This is a genomic window from Roseovarius sp. MBR-154 (assembly GCF_053628595.1).
The window spans coordinates 63,915-81,459 of sequence record NZ_JBRJGR010000008.1; the positions used below are offsets into that span (position 1 = coordinate 63,915).

Annotated in this window: 17 protein-coding genes; 11 read left to right on the forward strand and 6 right to left on the reverse strand. The window is 65.1% G+C overall.

From position 1 onward, the window contains the following. Positions 1–33 precede the first annotated feature (33 nt). A complete protein-coding gene (locus ACSSV4_RS11935) occupies positions 34–933 on the forward strand; it encodes a DMT family transporter (RefSeq protein WP_454275374.1) in 900 nt (299 codons plus the stop codon). Between the two features lie 75 nt (positions 934–1,008). Further along, a complete protein-coding gene (gene eno / locus ACSSV4_RS11940) occupies positions 1,009–2,286 on the forward strand; it encodes a phosphopyruvate hydratase (RefSeq protein WP_454275376.1) in 1,278 nt (425 codons plus the stop codon). A 61-nt stretch (positions 2,287–2,347) separates the two neighbouring features. On the opposite strand, the gene ACSSV4_RS11945 is transcribed toward eno, so the two are convergent. Beyond that, positions 2,348–2,626, reverse strand: a complete 279-nt coding sequence (locus tag ACSSV4_RS11945; RefSeq protein ID WP_454275378.1) for a glycine zipper 2TM domain-containing protein — start codon at positions 2,624–2,626, stop codon at positions 2,348–2,350. 272 nt (positions 2,627–2,898) lie between these two features. Between ACSSV4_RS11945 and ACSSV4_RS11950 the strand changes: the two genes are divergently transcribed. After that, a complete protein-coding gene (locus ACSSV4_RS11950) occupies positions 2,899–3,063 on the forward strand; it encodes a hypothetical protein (protein WP_454275379.1) in 165 nt (54 codons plus the stop codon). 70 nt (positions 3,064–3,133) lie between these two features. Here the strand turns inward: ACSSV4_RS11950 and pgi are convergent, their stop codons facing one another. The 4 genes from pgi to ACSSV4_RS11970 form a co-directional block, all read right to left on the reverse strand. Then, positions 3,134–4,717 carry a glucose-6-phosphate isomerase gene (gene pgi, locus ACSSV4_RS11955; protein WP_454275490.1) on the reverse strand — a complete coding sequence of 528 codons (1,584 nt, stop codon included), beginning with the start codon at positions 4,715–4,717 and terminating at the stop codon, positions 3,134–3,136. A 14-nt stretch (positions 4,718–4,731) separates the two neighbouring features. Continuing rightward, positions 4,732–5,403, reverse strand: coding sequence for a 6-phosphogluconolactonase (gene pgl / locus ACSSV4_RS11960; protein ID WP_454275381.1), 672 nt, complete (start codon positions 5,401–5,403; stop codon positions 4,732–4,734). Further along, on the reverse strand, positions 5,400–6,854 hold the full coding sequence (zwf, locus tag ACSSV4_RS11965; RefSeq protein ID WP_454275383.1) for a glucose-6-phosphate dehydrogenase: 1,455 nt from the start codon (positions 6,852–6,854) through the stop codon (positions 5,400–5,402). Before zwf ends, pgl begins: the two co-directional genes overlap by 4 nt. Positions 6,855–7,007: 153 nt before the next feature. Further along, positions 7,008–8,123, reverse strand: a complete 1,116-nt coding sequence (locus tag ACSSV4_RS11970; protein WP_454275385.1) for a DUF6456 domain-containing protein — start codon at positions 8,121–8,123, stop codon at positions 7,008–7,010. Between the two features lie 238 nt (positions 8,124–8,361). On the opposite strand from ACSSV4_RS11970, the gene ACSSV4_RS11975 reads away from it, so the two are divergent. Next, positions 8,362–8,658, forward strand: a complete 297-nt coding sequence (locus ACSSV4_RS11975; protein ID WP_454275386.1) for a DUF6477 family protein — start codon at positions 8,362–8,364, stop codon at positions 8,656–8,658. Between the two features lie 21 nt (positions 8,659–8,679). Here the strand turns inward: ACSSV4_RS11975 and ACSSV4_RS11980 are convergent, their stop codons facing one another. Next, the gene (locus ACSSV4_RS11980; RefSeq protein ID WP_454275387.1) at positions 8,680–10,227 is read right to left on the reverse strand and encodes a trimethylamine methyltransferase family protein; all 1,548 of its coding nucleotides are present in this window, start codon (positions 10,225–10,227) and stop codon (positions 8,680–8,682) included. 323 nt (positions 10,228–10,550) lie between these two features. Here ACSSV4_RS11980 and ACSSV4_RS11985 point away from each other — a divergent pair, with 323 nt between their 5' ends. From ACSSV4_RS11985 to ACSSV4_RS12015, 7 genes are all read left to right on the forward strand, one after another. Beyond that, positions 10,551–11,813, forward strand: a complete 1,263-nt coding sequence (locus tag ACSSV4_RS11985) for an OmpP1/FadL family transporter (protein ID WP_454275388.1) — start codon at positions 10,551–10,553, stop codon at positions 11,811–11,813. Positions 11,814–11,873: 60 nt separating this feature from the next. Continuing rightward, on the forward strand, positions 11,874–13,445 hold the full coding sequence (gene guaA / locus ACSSV4_RS11990; RefSeq protein ID WP_454275390.1) for a glutamine-hydrolyzing GMP synthase: 1,572 nt from the start codon (positions 11,874–11,876) through the stop codon (positions 13,443–13,445). After that, complete coding sequence (locus ACSSV4_RS11995) at positions 13,436–13,708, forward strand: putative quinol monooxygenase (RefSeq protein ID WP_454275391.1); 273 nt, start codon at positions 13,436–13,438, stop codon at positions 13,706–13,708. Before guaA ends, ACSSV4_RS11995 begins: the two co-directional genes overlap by 10 nt. Then, positions 13,708–14,397 (forward strand): hypothetical protein, encoded by a 690-nt coding sequence (locus ACSSV4_RS12000; protein WP_454275393.1) that lies wholly within the window; start codon positions 13,708–13,710, stop codon positions 14,395–14,397. Before ACSSV4_RS11995 ends, ACSSV4_RS12000 begins: the two co-directional genes overlap by 1 nt. Beyond that, complete coding sequence (locus tag ACSSV4_RS12005; RefSeq protein WP_454275394.1) at positions 14,385–15,293, forward strand: DMT family transporter; 909 nt, start codon at positions 14,385–14,387, stop codon at positions 15,291–15,293. Before ACSSV4_RS12000 ends, ACSSV4_RS12005 begins: the two co-directional genes overlap by 13 nt. 132 nt (positions 15,294–15,425) lie before the next feature. Further along, positions 15,426–16,544 carry an OmpP1/FadL family transporter gene (locus ACSSV4_RS12010; RefSeq protein ID WP_454275396.1) on the forward strand — a complete coding sequence of 373 codons (1,119 nt, stop codon included), beginning with the start codon at positions 15,426–15,428 and terminating at the stop codon, positions 16,542–16,544. A 122-nt stretch (positions 16,545–16,666) separates the two neighbouring features. Then, on the forward strand, positions 16,667–17,539 hold the full coding sequence (locus tag ACSSV4_RS12015; RefSeq protein ID WP_454275398.1) for an ATPase: 873 nt from the start codon (positions 16,667–16,669) through the stop codon (positions 17,537–17,539). The last annotated feature ends 6 nt before the right edge of the window (positions 17,540–17,545 follow it).

The window sequence follows — 17,545 nt, forward strand, 5'->3', positions numbered from 1 at the left end:
GGGTCAGGCACCCTGACACGAAAGTCCCATGACATGGAAAACCTGCGCGGCAGCATCCTGATGGTCCTCGCGATGGCCGGTTTCGCGCTCGAGGACATGTTCATCAAGCGGCTGGCCGATGCGCTGCCGGTGGGTCAGATCATCATCTTTCTCGGCTTCGGCGGCGCGCTCATTTTCGGGGCGATCACCATGAGCCAAGGCCGCAGGCTCTGGTCGCGCGATCTGCTGTCGCGCCCGGTGCTCTTGCGCAATTTCGGCGAGATTGTCGGCACATTGGGCTTTGTCACCGCGATTGCGCTCACGCCCTTGTCCTCGGCCTCGGCGATCCTTCAGGCCACGCCGCTGGCGGTCACGCTCGGCGCGGCGCTCTTTCTCGGCGAGGCCGTGGGCTGGCGGCGGTGGAGCGCCATTCTGGTGGGGTTCCTAGGCGTGCTGATGGTGATCCGTCCGGGGCTGGAAGGGTTCGAGCCCGCCTCGCTTTTCGCCGTGCAGGGCGTAATCGGTCTGGCGATCCGCGATCTGGCCACCCGCGCGGTGCCGCGCAGCATCTCCTCGATGCAGCTTTCGACCTATGCCTTTGCCACGCTGGTGCCCACCGGGCTGATCCTCTTGGCGTTCAGCGGCACGCCTGCGCTGCCCTCGGGCCTCAACTGTCGCGATCTGGTGCTGGCGCTTCTCTGCGGGGTCGCGGCCTATTACGCCATCGTCGCGGCGATGCGCCTGGGCGATGTGGCAGTGATCACGCCGTTCCGCTACTCTCGGCTGATCTTCGCGCTGATCATCGGGGTGACACTCTTTGACGAGCGCCCGGATATCTGGACGCTGACCGGGGCCGCGATCATCATCGCCTCTGGGATCTACACCTTCTGGCGCGAGCGGCGGCTGGCGCGGCGCAGCCCTGCGCCCTCGGCCCCGATCAGCCCGCGCGGCTGAGCATTGAGCCGTTTGCAGCCGCCGCAAAACTTGCTAAGCCACGCGCAACGCAATTCTATCCAAGGATTCCCGCCCATGAGCAGCATCATCGACATCCACGCCCGCGAAATTCTCGACAGCCGGGGCAACCCCACGGTCGAGGTGGACGTGACCCTGGAGGACGGCACGATGGGCCGTGCGGCGGTGCCCTCGGGGGCCTCGACCGGCGCGCATGAGGCGGTGGAACGCCGCGACGGCGATGCCGCGCGCTATCTCGGCAAGGGCGTGCTGGAGGCCTGTGCCTCGGTCAATGGCGAGATTGCCGAGGAACTTCTCGGCATGGACGCCACCGAGCAGGTCGCCGTCGACATGACGATGATCGAACTCGACGGCACCCCCAACAAGGGGCGTCTGGGGGCGAACGCGATCCTCGGTGTCAGCCTTGCGGTCGCCAAGGCGGCGGCGGATTATTCCGGCCAGCCGCTCTATCGCTATGTCGGCGGCACCTCGGCGCGCACCTTGCCGGTGCCGATGATGAATATCATCAATGGCGGCGAGCATGCCGACAACCCGATCGACATTCAGGAATTCATGATCATGCCGATGAGCGCGGACGATATCCGGGACGCGGTACGGATGGGGGCCGAGGTGTTCCACACCCTGAAAAAGGAACTGTCGGCGGCGGGCCTCGCCACCGGTGTGGGCGACGAGGGTGGCTTTGCGCCCGCCCTCTCCTCGACCCGCGACGCGCTCGACTTCATCCTTAAATCCATCGAAAAGGCGGGCTACACGCCGGGTGACGACATCTGCCTCGCGCTCGATTGCGCCGCGACCGAGTATTACAAGGGCGGCAAATACGAGCTGTCCGGCGAGGGGCTGAGCCTGTCGAGCGACGAGAACGTGGCCTATCTGCAAAGCCTGGTGAACGACTACCCGATCATCTCGATCGAGGATGGCTGTTCCGAGGATGACTGGGACGGCTGGGTGGCGCTCACGCAGGCGATCGGCGACCGCGTGCAACTCGTCGGCGACGATCTTTTCGTCACCAACCCCACGCGCCTCGCCATGGGCATCGAGAAGGGCGCGGCCAATTCCATGCTGGTCAAGGTCAACCAGATCGGCTCGCTCACTGAAACGCTGCAAGCGGTCGAGATGGCGCATCGCGCGCGCATGACCAATGTCATGTCGCACCGCTCGGGCGAGACCGAGGATGCCACCATCGCCGATCTGGCCGTGGCCACCAATTGCGGGCAGATCAAGACCGGCTCGCTCGCGCGCTCGGACCGGTTGGCGAAATACAACCAGCTGATCCGGATCGAGGAAATGCTGGGCGAGACGGCAGTCTATGCGGGCCGCTCGATCCTGCGCGGGTGATCAGACGAAAACGGGGCGCATCGACCGATGCGCCCCGCTATCGCGTCTCTGTCCGAGCGTATCAATTCGGACATGCGGCCCGGTAATAGGTGCCGTCGCCGCGCGAATAGGCGCAGGTTCCGGTCTGTTGATTCTGGGCCACGACCGTCCCGGCCGCCGCGCCACCAAGGGCGGAAATCAGGCGCCACTCGTCGCTCGCCCCCAGAGCCTCGGCGGTGATCAGGCCGGCTGCGGCCCCGCCGGCGGCACCAGCCACCGTGCGCCCTTCCGGCGACATGCCCTGACAGGCCACGAGGGCCAGCATCGACAGACCTGCTGCGGGCATCATCAAAATCCTCATAATTCTCTCCTTGATGTCGGACGCCTGCTCAGCACCACACGCAAAGATCATGGCCGCCGGAACAGCGCCTCAGTTTGTTTCACACCTGCACAACGCGCAGGCTGCGGCCATTGTTCCAAGCCGGACAAAATAATCACGCGCAGCGCAGCCGCAATGCGCCCCTTTCCGTCACAGGTCCGCGTTGATCTGCGTCAATGCGAGATGCTGACCCTGCTTTAGGAGTTTTAAGCGTCCGGGCACAGCCGCGCGGATGGCAAAAAAGGAATTCCGCCATGACGACGTTTTCAAGACTGGCCCTGGTCCTCTTCGCAACCCTCATGCTGTCGGCTTGCGAAGATCCGAACCGTTATCCCGTGTCGGGCGAGGAATGCGGCCCCGACGACCCCGTGAAGACCATCGACGGCTCGATCAGCAGTTGCGTCCCCGCAGCCTCCTGACAGGACGGCGCGGAGAGAATAGATCAGATCCGCGATGCCCCACCCTCTTCTGGGCGCGGGCGGGCCGTTTTCAGCCCGTCCGCGCGCGCACATACGCCACCAGCGCGCGCGTCGAGCCGTCCTTGCCCGCGCCGTCCGCCGCGCCACTCAGAACCGGGGCAAGTTCATTGGCCAGCACCTTGCCCAGTTCCACCCCCCATTGATCGAAGGAGTTGATCCCCAGGATCACCCCCTCGACAAAGACCCTGTGTTCATAAAGTGCCACGATCTGCCCCAGACGCCGGGGCGTCAGCCGGTCATAGACCAGCGTCACCGAAGGCCGGTTGCCCGGAAACACCCGGTGCGCCGCCTGCCGTTCCAGTTCCGCGCCGGTGAGCCCGGCCTCGCGCATCAGCGCGCGGGCCTCGTCCATGCTCCGGCCGCGCATCAGCGCCTCGGATTGCGCCAGGCAATTGGCCACCAGCAGCCGGTGATGATGCGCCAGATCCCGCTCATGTCCCTCGGCCGCCACCAGAAATTCGCAGGGCACCACGGCGGTGCCCTGATGGATCAGCTGATAGAAGGCGTGCTGCCCGTTGGTGCCGGGCTCGCCCCAGACCACAGGCCCCGCGGGACGCGTAAGCGGGGTGCCGTCCATGTGCACCCGCTTGCCATTGCTCTCCATCTCCAGCTGTTGCAGATAGGCGGGCAGCCGCGCCAGACGCTGATCATAGGGCAGCACCGCGCGGGTGGCATACCCCATGGCCTGATGATGCCAGAGCCCGACCAGCGCCAGCATCACCGGCATGTTCTCCAGCGGTGCGGCATCTCGGAAATGCCGGTCCATCCCCTCGGCACCGGCCAGAAACTCCTCGAACCGCTCCGCCCCGATGGCGATCATCAGCGGCAGCCCGATCGGCCCCCAGACCGAATAGCGCCCGCCCACATAGTCGCCAAAGCCGAACACGCGCTCCGGGTCGATCCCCCAATCGGCAGTCTTCTCCAGCGCCGAGGAGACGGCGGCGAAGTGCGGCCCCGGATCGACGCCCGCGCCCTCCATCCACGCCCGCGCGGTGGCGGCATTGGTCATCGTCTCGATGGTGGTGAAGGTCTTGGAGGCGACGATCACCAAAGTGGTCACCGGATCGAGCCCGCGCAGCGTGTCGGCGATATCCGCCCCGTCCACGTTCGAGACGAAATGACCGCGCGGCCCGTCGTGATAAGGCTTGAGCGCGCGCACCGCCATCTCGGGGCCGAGATGCGAGCCGCCGATGCCGATATTGATCACATCGGTGATCGGTCCCTGCCGGATCTCTTCGGCAAATGCCGCCATCCGGGCGCGGGTGGCGTGGATGCCGGGCATGATATCCGCGCCCTCCACGGTGACTGCCCCGCCCGAGAGATTGCGCAGCGCGGTATGCAGCACCGCGCGCCCCTCGGCCTCGTTTATCGGCTGCCCGTCGAACATCGCCGCACGGCGCTCTGCAACCCCCGCCGCCCCGGCCAGACGCAGCAGTGCATCGCGCGCCGCCGCATCCATCGCGGTCTTGGAATAATCCAGCAGCATCCCGTCAAAGCGCACGGAAAACGCCTCGGCCCGGCCCGGCAGCTCGAACAGCCCCGCGATGCTGCGCCCGACCGCGGCCTCAGCCGCATGTTCGACCTCGGTCCACATCTCGCACACTCCTGTCATGGAGCCCAATGCACCGTCATGTCATCCAGCACGGCAGCGACCGGGGCCTCCTCGGGCCGCGTGTGCTGCGCGCGTTCCAGCGCGCGGCGCTTCTTGTCGCCGATGATCACCAGATGCTTGACCACCGCGCCATTGAGCACCCGCGCCGAGAGTGTCACGCGCGGCTCCTCGGCACCCTCGATTCGCATCGGCACGAGGATCGGCGCGCGCCGCTCCAGCGCCGCCTCAAGATTGTCGGCCCCAGGCAAGAGCGAGGCGGTGTGCATGTCCTCACCCATGCCCAACAGGCACAGGTCGATGGGCAGCGCGGGGGAGATGTTGGATTCCAGTTCCGCCAGCACCTCCTCGGGCTCCTCCGCCTTGGCATAAAGCGGCAGATACCGCGCCGCCGCCGCGCGCCCCGTGAGCAGCCGCTCACGCAAGAGCCGCGTGTTGGAGCGCACATGCACCTCGGGGCGCCAGCGCTCGTCGCTCAGGAGCACATCCACCCGGTCCCAGTCGAGGCTGGTGTCGCAGAGCGCGTCGAAAACCGGCCCCGGCGTGGTGCCGCCGGGCACCACGAAAAGCACGCGATCGGCATTGGCCAGCGCCGTGCGCAAGGCACTTGCCAGCGTGTCGGCAAGGCCAACGGCCAGCATGTCGGCATCTGGATAGTCGATGATGTTCATGGTCGTATCTCCCGCCAGCGCCGCCCATCCCGATGCATCAGCATGAGCGCATCGTCCGGCCCCGAAGAGCCGGTCGCATAAGACAGCGGCGCGTCTGATTGCTCGTCCCACGCGGCGATGATCGGATCGGTCCAGGCCCAAGCCGCCTCGACCTCGTCACCGCGCATGAAGAGGGTCTGATTGCCCCGGATCACATCCATGATCAGCCGCTCATAGGCATCGGGGAAATCGGCCTCCTCGGGCCCCAATGCCTCGGCAAAGGTCATGTCCAAGGGCACGTCGATCAAACGCATGCCGCCCGGTCCCGGTTCCTTGATCGTGACCCCCAGCTCGATCCCCTCATTGGGCTGCAACCGGATCGTCAGGATGTTGTGATGCCGCCCGGCATCGGCCCCGAAGATCGAATGCGGCGCGTCCTTGAACATCACCGCGATCTCGCTCGCGCGCTCCTTGAGGCGCTTGCCGGTGCGCAGGTAGAACGGCGTGCCCGCCCAGCGCCAGTTGCTGATATGCACCTTCAGCGCCACGAAACTCTCGGTCAGGCTGTCGGCATTGCCGATCTGCTCGCGATAGCCCGGTTGCGCGTCATCGCCCTCGTATTGGCCCCGCACGACGTTCTCGGGTTCCACCGGATCGAGCGCGCGAATGACCTTGAGCTTTTCGTCACGCACGGCGTCGGGCTCGAACTTGGCGGGCGGCTCCATCGCGATGAGGCATAAAAGCTGCATCAGGTGGTTCTGCACCATATCGCGCATCGCGCCCGAGGTGTCATAGTAATCGCCGCGCCCGCCGACACCCACGCTCTCGGCCACGGTGATCTGGATATGATCCACATATTGGCTGTTCCACAGCGGCTCGAACAGGACATTGCCAAAGCGGATCGCCATCAGGTTCTGCACGGTTTCCTTGCCGAGGTAATGGTCGATCCGGTAAATCTGCCTCTCGTGAAAATGCCGCGCCAGCACGGCGTTGAGCGCGCGCGCGGTGCCGAGGTCGCGACCGAAGGGCTTTTCCACCACGATGCGGCTGTCGTCATCGGCCATGCCGTGCTTTTGCAACCGCTTGGCCAGATCACCAAAGAGCGATGGCGCGACCGAGAAATAGAAGGCGCGAATGCGGTCGGCGCGCATCTTGTCGGCCAGATCCGCCCAGCCCTGCGTGCCCTTGGCATCGAGCGTCACGTAATCGAGCATCTTGAGGAACGCCGCCAGATCCTTCTTGCGGCCCGCCTCCTCGCCGCCGAATTCAACGATCGCCTCGCGCACCATCTCGCGATACGCCTTTGCGTCCATCTCGCTGCGCGCGGCCCCGATCAGGCGCGCATCGCCCTCGATCTGACCGGCGACATAGCGGCGAAAGAGCGCGGGCAATATCTTGCGCCGCGCCAGATCTCCCGTGCCGCCGAACACCACCAGATCGAACGGATCGACCGGGATCACCCGAGACGCCATGCCCTGTCTCCTCAGATTGCCGCGCGCGCCACTCTCGGGCGGTACGCGTGTCGGCGCAACTGTAACATGTCGCCGCGTCGGCACAATGGCATCGGCACACGTCGGTGGTCAGAGTTTACGGAGTCTCCGGAAAGGCGTGTCGCCGCCCGCCCGTCAGCCGATCATGTTGCCCGCCTCGCCCAACCCGTCGTAATGCTGCCTGAGCCGTTGCAGAGCGATGCGCAGCACGATCTTGCCCGACCGCGCCGACCAGCCCATTTTCTTCTCGGCGCGCTCCAACCCTTCGAGATAGCAGCAGCAGCGCAGCGCCACATCGCCCAGACCGGGCCCCAGATCGCGCAGCGCGGCGATGACGCGGGCGCGCGCGGCCTCGGCATTGTAGGCCAGCGGGCCGGGGGCGGGGCCGCTGTCATCCACATGGCTGAGAAACCGGTCCCAGTTCTGGGTGACGCGCGACCCCATCTGCGCCAGTTCGAAATCCTCGCGCAGCCGTTCGCCCGCGCGCACCAGATCGGCTGACAGAAAGCGGCTGCCGTCCCTGTCGCGCCGCCGGGCGAGCGCGATCAGCGGGCTTTCGGCCAGCCCGTAGCGCATCCGTCGGCGCGCCTCGGGGCCCTCGACATCCTCGGTGCCGCGCAGCACAACCGGCGGCTCGCGCAGGCCGCTGGCCAGGTTCTCGGCGGCAGCCAGCATTTCGCCCAGCGCCGCCCGCCCCTTGCCGGTGATGTGATAGCGCGCGATCCGGCCCGGATTGTCGCAGGCGATCCAGCCCTTGAGCGCCAGCGCCTCGGCCACCTCGCGATCCACCACCGCCGTGCGCGAGGGCTGACCGGCGCCGCCATCGCGCACCACCACCGCCTTGTCCATGTCCACCGACACCGCCAGCAGCGCGCCGGTCTCGCACAGCCGCCGCAGCACGCGCCGGGCCTCGGCCTGCAGGCGCGCATTGCTCAGCGTGCCGTGATCGTCGGTCCTCTCGGAATTGGTCTGAACTGTCATCTGGGCCTCCTTGGCAGGAGAACCGATCGCCTTCGCACCGCCAACACGTTGCCCAAGCCGACGCAGCGCCTCGTCGACGAGAAGATCGTCGCGCCGCGTCTCGCAGGCCCGGATCTGGCGCAGCACGGTCGAGGCATGCCGCCCCGACCGCCGCGCCAAGGCCCGGATCGGCATGCCGCTCTCGATATGGGCAAGATAATGCAGCGCCGCTTCGGGCACCCATGACGGCACCATCTGCATGTCCGGTTTGCTCATGATCTGATCGCGCATCACCAACCCCCACTTTGCCGTGAACAGGGCACCGGTCCCATCGGTGCTTTTTATCCACAGAGTTATCCACAACTTAGGCGTGCAAAGATTACCGGTTCGTTAACTGTTTCCACAAAATCAACCTTTGTTGACAAATGGTAAACAATTTCAACGTGCTGCGTGCGCAAGACCGGCGCAGCGCGCAACGGGGCCAAAGCCGTGCAAGAACCGGCATTGCACAACCGACAGGAGTTTCATGATGCAGGATATTCTCAGCGCCCTCGATGCCTTGCGCCGCCCGCCCCTCCTGATCCGCGCGGCGCGGATCGGGGTCGGCGATTACAACAGAGCGGTACACCTGCCGCGCCACCTTGGCCACGCGGCATATCCCCGCCCGGGCGAGGCGCTGCTGCGGCTGATGGAGATCGAGGCGGGGCTGGAGCGGGGCCGCAGCGAACGCGCCACCGGCTACCGGGCGGCGCGTCACGTGGACGTGCTGATCGCCATTCTCGGCGAGGCCCGGCTGTTGCGCGCCGGTCAGACCGCGCCCGCCTGAACGGGCGCGGTGTGGATCACGTCAGCTGAAGGCGTCCGGCATTTCGGCTTTGCGCTTGGCGACATAGGCCTTGAGCGCCTCGTGAATGCCGGGGTCGAGCGCGGGCTGCTGATAGTCGTTGAGCAGCTTCTTGTAGCGTGTGTTGGCCAGCGACATGGTATCGCGCCCGCCCTCTTCCGACCAGGTCTCGTAGGGTTTGTAGTCGAACAGATCCGAGCGCCAGAAGGCACTCTTGAAATTGGCCTGGGTATGCGCGCAGCCCAGGTAGTGCCCGCCCGGACCGACCTCGCGGATAGCATCCATCGCCTGGCCGTTCTCGTCCATGTAGACGCCTTTTGCCAGGTGATGCAGCGTCCCCAACTGATCGGCATCCATCACGAATTTCTCGAACGAGGCGACCAGACCGCCCTCCATCCAGCCGCAGGAATGCAGCATGAAGTTCACCCCGGCCAGAAGGCCGACATTGAGGCTGTTGGCGGTCTCGTAGGCGGCCTGCGCGTCGGGCAGCTTGGAGCCGTTGAACGACCCCGCAGAGCGATAGGGCAGCCCCAGACGCCGGGCCAGTTGCCCCGCGCCATAGGTGATATGCGCCGCCTCCGGCGTCCCGAACGTGGGCGCGCCGGAATTCATGTCGATCGAGGTCACGAACGCGCCAAAGATCATCGGCGCGCCGGGGCGCACGATCTGCGAATAGGCGATGCCCGCCAGCACCTCGACCAGCACCTGCGTCAGCGTGCCCGCCACCGTGGTCGGGGCCATCGCACCGCCAACGATGAAGGGCGACAGGATGCAGGCCTGATTATTCTTCGCGTAAACCTCCAGGGATCCCATCATCACATCGTCGAAGGTCATCGGCGAGTTGACGTTAATCAGCGAGGTCATCACCGTGTTCTGCTGCACGAACTCTTCGCCGAACAGGATGCCGCACATGTCGACACTGTCCTGCGCACGGCTTGGCTCCGTCACCGAGCCCATGAACGGCTTGTCCGACAGCGTCATATGCGCCAGCAGCATGTCCAGATGGCGCTTGTTGACCGGCACGTCGGTCGGCTCGCACACCGTGCCGCCCGAATGGTGCAGCCACTTTGACATGTAGCCCAGTTTCACGAAATTGTGGAAATCCTCCAGCGTCGCATAACGGCGGCCCTTCTCCATGTCATGCACGAAGGGCGGGCCGTAGACCGGGGCCAGCACGAGCGACTTGCCACCGATCTCGACGGTGCGCTCGGGGTTGCGGGCGTGCTGCGTGATCCGCGACGGTGCCGTGGAAATCAGCTTGCGCGCCAGACCGCGCGGGATGCGCACCCGCTCGCCGGTGACCTCTGCGCCGGCCTCGCGCCAACGCTCCAGCGCGGCGGGGTTCTCCACGAAATTCACCCCGATCTCTTCGAGAATCGTCTCGGCATTGGTCTCGATGATGTCGAGCGCCTCTTCGCTGAGGATCTCGAAATTCGGGATGTTGCGCTCGATATAGCGCGCGGTCTCGACGCTGACGGCGGTGCGTTCCGCACGGCGTGCGGCCCCGCCGCCGCCCCGGGCCCGTCTGCTGCGCTCTGCTGCTTCTGCCATGGATGCACCCTTTGATTGCGTGGTTTCTGAGTCGCCTTTTCGCCCGCAGTCCGGCGGGCATTTGCGTCGTTTTAACGTCTCACGCCAACAGGACAGGCGCGGATTCCGTCGCATGGGGGGTAAAAGCGACATGTCCCTTCCCGTCTCGCGGCGGGTGCTGACCGCCCGGAACACACGAAAATGTGACTGACGCCTGATATTCTCAAAAGCTAATCTGTGGATTTAATGCTGCAGCCGTCCCGAAACACGCTCCCGGGTCTGGCCCGGGCCACCTTTATCAGACAATAGCGGGCAAACCGCGTGAATTGAAAAGGGACATTTGCATGATCAATTCATGGACGCGCCGCGCGGCGGTCTGCGCCCTTGTCGGGGCCAGCCTGCTGGCCAACCCGGCGCAGGCCACGAACGGCTATTTTGCCAACGGCTACGGCGGAAAATCCAAGGGCATGGCGGGCGCGGGCGTGGCGGTGCCGACCGGCGTTCTCGGCATGGCACAGAACCCCGCCACCGGCGTCAAGGTCGGCAACCGGGCAGCGTTCTGCCTGACCACCTTCGCCCCCAATCGCGACGTGACCATCCAGCCCGGCGGCCCGCTGACCCCCGGCAAATTCAAAAGTGACAACGACGTGTTCTTCATTCCCTGTGGCGGCGCCAACTGGCAGTTGGACGACCGCTCGTCGCTCGGGCTTTTCGTCTTTGGCAATGGCGGCATGAATACCGAATTCGACAGCAATTTCTTTGCCGGATTCGGCGCCGGATCCGCCCCGCTCGGGGTCAATCTCGAACAGGCGTTCTTTTCCCTCAACTACGCGCGTCAGGTCAGTGACCGGCTCAGCATCGGGATCTCGCCCATCCTCGCGGTGCAGCGCTTCAAGGCCGAGGGGCTCGAGGCTTTCGCGCCGCTTTCGGTCAGCCCGGGCAACGTGACCAATCGGGGGCATGACTGGTCCACCGGATTCGGCGTCAATCTCGGCCTGCTTTATGACGCGAGCCCGGAATGGACCCTGGGCGCGGCGTTCCGCAGCCGCATCCAGATGTCCAACTTCGACAAGTATCGCGGCCTCTTCGCGCAGGGCGGCGATTTCGACATTCCGGCGATGGTGACGCTTGGTGCGGCCTTCACCCCCCGCGCCGCTCCGGACTGGACGATCACCGGCGAATATCAGCGGATTTTCTATAGCAATATCGACGCCATCGCCAATTCCAGCGTCACCCCCGGCGGCCCGCTCGGCTCGGCAGGGGGCATCGGCTTTGGCTGGGACGATGTCGATATTCTGCGCCTCGCAGCCATCTGGCGTAAATCCGAACAACTGACCTTGCGCACGGGTGTCAGCTATTCCAGCGATTTCATCGGCAACACCGGCGATGTGGTGATCAACACCATCGCCCCCGGCACCCCGCAATGGCATCTCTCGGCTGGGGCCAGCTATGCGATCAACGACCGGTGGGAGCTGACCTTTGCCTACACACACGCCTTTTCCAGCGGCTTCACCGGCGTCAACCCGACACTGACAGGCGTGCCGCAGCAGGTGCGCATCCGCATGCATCAGAACGAGGTTGTCACCGGCGTCAGCTATCGCTGGTAGCGGCGCGGCGCGCGCCGCTTTCTCTTGCGCCGATGCGGCGCGCGTTCTACTAGGCAGCGCATGAGCCAGATATCCCATGACCGCCTCCTGATCATCGACTTCGGCAGCCAGGTGACGCAGCTGATCGCCCGCCGCCTGCGCGAGTTGAACGTCTATTGCGAAATCCATCCCTATCAGAAGGTGACCGAGGCGCTGCTCGCCGAGATGCGGCCCCGCGCGGTGATCTTTTCGGGCGGCCCCGACAGCGTCACGCGCGAGGGTTCGCCCCGCCCGCCGCGCGCGGTCTACGATCTGGGCGTGCCGATCCTCGGCATCTGCTACGGCCAGCAGGTGATGATGCAGGATCTGGGCGGCCGCGTCGAGGCGGGCGAGCATGCCACCGCCGAATTCGGCCGCGCCTGGGTCACGCCCTCGGGGCTGCAAAGCGAATTGATCGAGGGCTGGTTCACCGATGGCGCGGGCCGCGCGCAGGTCTGGATGAGCCATGGCGATCATGTCTCTGAAATCGCGCCGGGATTCGAGGTGCTGGGCACCTCGCCCGGCGCCCCCTTCGCCATCACCGCCGATCGCGCGCGCCGCTACTACGCGGTGCAGTTCCACCCCGAGGTGCACCACACGCCCGACGGCAAGCGGCTCTATGAGAATTTCGTGAAACTGGCGGGGTTCAAGGGCGATTGGACAATGGGCGCCTATCGCGAGGAGGCCATCGCCAAGATCCGTGCTGAGGTCGGCGACCGCAAGGTGATCTGCGGCCTTTCGGGCGGCGTAGACAGTTCGGTCGCGGCGATGCTGCTGCACGAAGCGATCGGCGATCAGTTGACCTGCGTCTTCGTCGATCACGGCCTCTTGCGCCAGAACGAGGCGGTGGAAGTGGTCTCGATGTTCCGCGACCATTACAACATCCCGCTGATCCATGCCGATGAATCAGAGCTGTTCCTGGGTGAGCTTGACGGCGTAAGCGATCCTGAGACAAAGAGAAAGATCATCGGGCGTCTGTTCATCGACGTATTCCAGAACCACGCCAACGAGATCGAGGGCGCAGAGTTTCTGGCGCAGGGCACGCTCTACCCGGACGTGATCGAAAGCGTCAGCTTTTCGGGCGGCCCCTCGGTCACGATCAAAAGCCACCACAATGTCGGCGGCCTGCCCGAAAAGATGGGCCTGAAACTGGTCGAGCCGCTGCGCGAGCTCTTCAAGGACGAGGTCCGCGCATTGGGCCGCGAACTGGGCCTGCCCGAGCGTTTCATCGGGCGTCACCCCTTCCCCGGCCCCGGCCTCGCCATCCGCTGCCCCGGTGAGATCACCCGGGAAAAGCTGGAGATCCTGCGCAAGGCCGACGCGGTCTATATCGACCAGATTCGCAAGCACGGGCTTTACGATGAAATCTGGCAGGCGTTCGTCGCCATCCTGCCGGTGCGCACCGTCGGCGTGATGGGCGACGGGCGCACCTATGATTTCGCCTGCGCCCTGCGCGCGGTAACCTCCGTCGACGGGATGACGGCGGATTACTACCCGTTCAGCCACGACTTCCTCGGCGAGACCGCGACCCGCATCATCAACGAGGTCAAGGGCATCAACCGCGTCACTTATGACATCACCTCGAAACCGCCGGGCACCATCGAATGGGAGTGATCCGTCTCACCGGCACGCTCGCCTGCGCCCCCGAGGAGGCGGAAGGCGTGCGCGCCGCCCTGCCCGCGCATGTCAGGTTGACGCGGGCGGAGCCGGGCTGTTTGTCCTTTGACGTGACCGAAACCGCGCCGGGCGTCTTCACCGTCGCCGAATGCTTTGCCGACCGCGCCGCCTTTGACGCCCATCAGAGCCGCACCCGCGCGTCCGACTGGTGGCAGGTCACCGCCCACATGACGCGGGATTTCGAGCTGAGCGAGGCGTGATGCTCTGGCGGCGCAAACCGGCCATCATCGTCGCGAGCATGGGGCGTTCGGGCAGCACGCTGTGCTACGCGGCGCTGCGTGAGGCGGCGATGGGGCGATTCGGGCGGGATCCGGCGTCGTTCGCACCAAGCCTTGCCCGCACCCGCCTGCGCCGGGGCCAGATCGTCAAGACCCATGATTACCCCGACGCGCTGCCCGCGCGGCGCGCGCCCGCCAAGGCTCTGTTTATCTTCGGCTCCACCTATGCGGCGGCGCTCTCGGTCCATGCCTGCCGGGCGCGCGACGGCGCGGCCTGGGTGGCAGAGCATTTTGCCAATTGCCAAAGCACGGCCAGCCCCGACGATCTCTATGACCGTGACGCGCTCGGCATGGCGCAACAGGTCAAGGCCTGGGCGGTCACCGAGGCGCTGCCGGTGCTGTGCCTGCGCTATGGGGCGCTCTGGGACAACCTGCCCCGGATCGCCCGGTTCACCGGCTACCCGCTCCGCCTGCCCCCGAGAACGCCGCGCGCCGCCCCCGATCTGCCCGAGAGCCTGAGACAGAGGGCCGAGGCGGTTTACCGCCCGCTCGACGCGATCATCGACCGGCTGCCCGATGCCTTTGTCGCGGGCCCCGAGATGCACGCGCATGTCCGCGACATCCCCGACGACCCGGCCTTTTCGCCCGAGGCGCGCGCATGTCTGTCCTGACCCCGCCCGGAACACCCGCACCCTCGGGCGCCATGGTGCTGCGCGCCGCGCTCTGGATGCTGGGGGCGGTGGTGTCGTTCTCGTCGATGGCGGTGGCGGGCCGGGCGGTCAGTTTCGAGCTCGATACCTTCGAGATCATGATGTATCGCAGCATCGTGGGCTTCGTGCTCGTGGTCACCGTGGCGCGGCTGACCGGGCATATAAGCGGCATCACAACACGCTCTCCGGGCCTGCACCTGATCCGCAACATCAGCCATTTCACCGGCCAGAACCTGTGGTTCTACGCCATCACCATGATCCCGCTGGCGCAGGTCTTCGCGCTGGAATTCACCGCGCCGCTGTGGGTGCTGGTGCTGTCGCCGCTGGTGCTGGGCGAGCGGATGACGAAGGTGCGCGCTCTCGCCGCGATCATTGGCTTTTCCGGTATCCTGATCGTCGCGCGGCCCAGCCCCGAGACGTTGAACGCAGGCACCCTCGCCGCTGCCGCTGCCGCCATCGGTTTTGCCGGGTCGATCCTTGCCACCAAGCGGCTCACGCGCACCGAGACGCTGACCTGCATCCTCTTCTGGATGACCGGCACGCAGATCGTCTTTGGCCTCATATGCGCCGGGTTCGACGGCGATATCGCCCTGCCGTCAGCCGCGTCCCTGCCCTGGCTCTTCTTGATCGGCTGCGCCGGGCTGATGGCGCATCTGTGCCTCACCACCGCGCTCTCCATCGCGCCCGCCACGGTGATCACGCCTGTGGATTTCCTGCGCTTGCCGCTGATCGCGGTGATCGGCCTCATGGTCTATGGCGAGTCTGTGGACGCGCTTGTGCTGATCGGCGCGGCGGTGATCTTCAGCGGGAATTACCTCAATCTATGGCACGAAACCCGCAAGAGACCCAAAACCTAGCCCTTTCCCGTCAAAAGTGTGTCCCCCACGCCACCGCCGGATCCTTGGCCAGCTGTGACGCGGCGTCAAATATTGACCGATCTTCCTGTAACAGTAATGTGACCTCCAATAACTCTGGAGGAGAGAAAAATCATGAAAAATCTCGCACGCGCTGCGGTCGTCACGGCCATCGCGACAGGTGCCGCCCATGCTGGTGAAATAGAACGGCGCGGCGACCCGTCAATGATCCTGTTCGAGAAAGGCAAGAACTATCTGGAGTTCTCGGCCTCTCACGTCGATCCGTCGGTCTCGGGCGTGCCGCGCGCGGGCACGCCGCCGGTCGGTGCGACCGGAAACATCCAGGGCAGCTACCGGTCTTACGCGGGCGGCTACAAGCATGACCTGAACGACAGATTTACCCTCGCCCTGGTGATAGACGAGCCGGTCGGTGCGTCTGTCGATTACCAGGGGCCGTCCGCTTTCGGGGGCGGGTCCTTTTTCGGCACGTCAAACGCCGACGTGAATTCAATCGCCTTCACCGGACTTGTGCGCTACAAGGCGACCGACCGCGTGAGCGTCTATGGCGGGCTGCGGTACATCGGCCTTTCCGGCGATATCTTCGTGTTGTCGCCCGCCACGACCGGCAATCCGCTGGCCGGGCCGGCACCTTACGCGCTCAGTGTCGACAAGGATTTCCGGCTCGGCTACCTGCTCGGGGCCGCGTATGAAATCCCCGACATCGCGCTGCGCGTGGCGCTGACCTACGAATCCAAGACCGAGCATGAATTCGACGATAACAATGGCAACCCCTTCAAGGTCGAGCTGCCGCAGGCTGTGACGCTGCACGCACAAACCGGCATTGCCGCGGATACGCTGCTCTTCGGCTCGGTCAGGTGGCGCGAATGGTCGCAGTTCGATGTGCAGCCGCTCGATTTCTTCTCGCTCGCCACTGGCGCGCCGGTCAACGTGCCGATCGCCAGCGGCCCGAGCGATATCTGGACCTATGAGCTGGGGGTCGGTCGTCGGTTCAACGAAAACTGGAGCGGCGCGCTCATCCTTGGCTATGAGGAAGACCGGGGCGATGTGGTCGGCAACCTTTCCGGCAAGGACGGTTTCATCAGCTACGGGGTGGCCGCAACCTATGAGACCGAAGAATGGGAGATCACGGCCGGTTTCAAGTATTTCGACATCGGCAACACGAACTCCAACGTCACCACCTTTACCGGGAACGACGCCATCGCGTTTGGCACGAAAGTCGCGTTCCGGTTCTGAGCGGAACGACCCGTCACGACAAGGCCCCGCCCATTTGGGCGGGGTTTTTCTTTAGGCGTTGCATTTTGCCATTTGACGCCCCCGCGCGCGCTTTGTAGCACCGTGACCAAAGGGGACAGGCGATGATCTATCAGACCGCGCAGGACTGGCGAGAGGCCACGCATAAACGGGTGCTGTTCTACGGCATGTCGGGTCTGGGCAAGACCCATGTCTCCAACCTGCTGCGCGATCAGGGCGGGTGGTTCCACTACTCCATCGACTACCGCATCGGCACCCGCTACATGGGCGAGCTCATTGTCGACAACGCCAAGGCGCATGCCATGCAGGTGCCGTTCCTGCGCGACCTGCTCTTGTCGGATTCGATCTATATCGGCTCCAACATCACCTTTCACAATCTCGCCCCGGTCTCGACCTATCTGGGCAAGCCGGGCGACCCCGAGAAGGGCGGCATGCCCATCGAGGACTACCGCCGCCGACAGGAACAGTTCCGTCAGGCCGAGATCAACGCGCTGATGGATACCGGCTATTTCATCGAGCGCGCCGAGCGGCTCTATGGTTATCCGAATTTCATCTGCGACACCGGCGGGTCGATCTGCGAATGGGTGAATGGTGACGACCCATACGATCCATTGCTGACGGAACTCGCGCGCCACTGCCTGCTGATCTATATCGAAGGCACCGAGGCGCATACCGCTGAACTGATCCGCCGCTTCGACCGCGCGCCCAAACCGATGGCCTACCAGCCCGAATTCCTCAGCGCCGCGTGGAGTGAATACCTGAAGGAAAACAAGTGCCAGGCAGACGAAGTTGATCCAGACAGCTTCATCCGCTGGACCTATGCCCGCGCCCTCGCTCACCGTCAGCCACGCTACGAACGAATGGTCAAGTGGGGCATTTCAGTCAGCGCCGACGAGGTGGCGCAAGTCCGCAATGGCGCCGATTTCGAACACCTGATCGCGACCGCCCTTGAGCGCCGGACCGATACCCCTATCTGAGGCCAG

What these genes read in the sequence shown, in the direction of transcription:
- zwf (WP_454275383.1), bottom strand. Translation starts at nt 6,854, where the DNA reads ATGGCGTCTCGGGTGATCCCGGTCGATCCGTTCGATCTGGTGGTGTTC.
- ACSSV4_RS11950 (WP_454275379.1), top strand. Translation starts at nt 2,899, where the DNA reads ATGACGACGTTTTCAAGACTGGCCCTGGTCCTCTTCGCAACCCTCATG.
- ACSSV4_RS11945 (WP_454275378.1), bottom strand. Translation starts at nt 2,626, where the DNA reads ATGAGGATTTTGATGATGCCCGCAGCAGGTCTGTCGATGCTGGCCCTC.
- pgl (WP_454275381.1), bottom strand. Translation starts at nt 5,403, where the DNA reads ATGAACATCATCGACTATCCAGATGCCGACATGCTGGCCGTTGGCCTT.
- ACSSV4_RS11980 (WP_454275387.1), bottom strand. Translation starts at nt 10,227, where the DNA reads ATGGCAGAAGCAGCAGAGCGCAGCAGACGGGCCCGGGGCGGCGGCGGG.
- ACSSV4_RS11975 (WP_454275386.1), top strand. Translation starts at nt 8,362, where the DNA reads ATGCAGGATATTCTCAGCGCCCTCGATGCCTTGCGCCGCCCGCCCCTC.
- ACSSV4_RS12005 (WP_454275394.1), top strand. Translation starts at nt 14,385, where the DNA reads ATGTCTGTCCTGACCCCGCCCGGAACACCCGCACCCTCGGGCGCCATG.
- pgi (WP_454275490.1), bottom strand. Translation starts at nt 4,717, where the DNA reads ATGTGGACCGAGGTCGAACATGCGGCTGAGGCCGCGGTCGGGCGCAGC.
- ACSSV4_RS11995 (WP_454275391.1), top strand. Translation starts at nt 13,436, where the DNA reads ATGGGAGTGATCCGTCTCACCGGCACGCTCGCCTGCGCCCCCGAGGAG.
- ACSSV4_RS12015 (WP_454275398.1), top strand. Translation starts at nt 16,667, where the DNA reads ATGATCTATCAGACCGCGCAGGACTGGCGAGAGGCCACGCATAAACGG.
- ACSSV4_RS11970 (WP_454275385.1), bottom strand. Translation starts at nt 8,123, where the DNA reads ATGCGCGATCAGATCATGAGCAAACCGGACATGCAGATGGTGCCGTCA.
- ACSSV4_RS11985 (WP_454275388.1), top strand. Translation starts at nt 10,551, where the DNA reads ATGATCAATTCATGGACGCGCCGCGCGGCGGTCTGCGCCCTTGTCGGG.
- guaA (WP_454275390.1), top strand. Translation starts at nt 11,874, where the DNA reads ATGAGCCAGATATCCCATGACCGCCTCCTGATCATCGACTTCGGCAGC.
- eno (WP_454275376.1), top strand. Translation starts at nt 1,009, where the DNA reads ATGAGCAGCATCATCGACATCCACGCCCGCGAAATTCTCGACAGCCGG.
- ACSSV4_RS11935 (WP_454275374.1), top strand. Translation starts at nt 34, where the DNA reads ATGGAAAACCTGCGCGGCAGCATCCTGATGGTCCTCGCGATGGCCGGT.
- ACSSV4_RS12010 (WP_454275396.1), top strand. Translation starts at nt 15,426, where the DNA reads ATGAAAAATCTCGCACGCGCTGCGGTCGTCACGGCCATCGCGACAGGT.
- ACSSV4_RS12000 (WP_454275393.1), top strand. Translation starts at nt 13,708, where the DNA reads ATGCTCTGGCGGCGCAAACCGGCCATCATCGTCGCGAGCATGGGGCGT.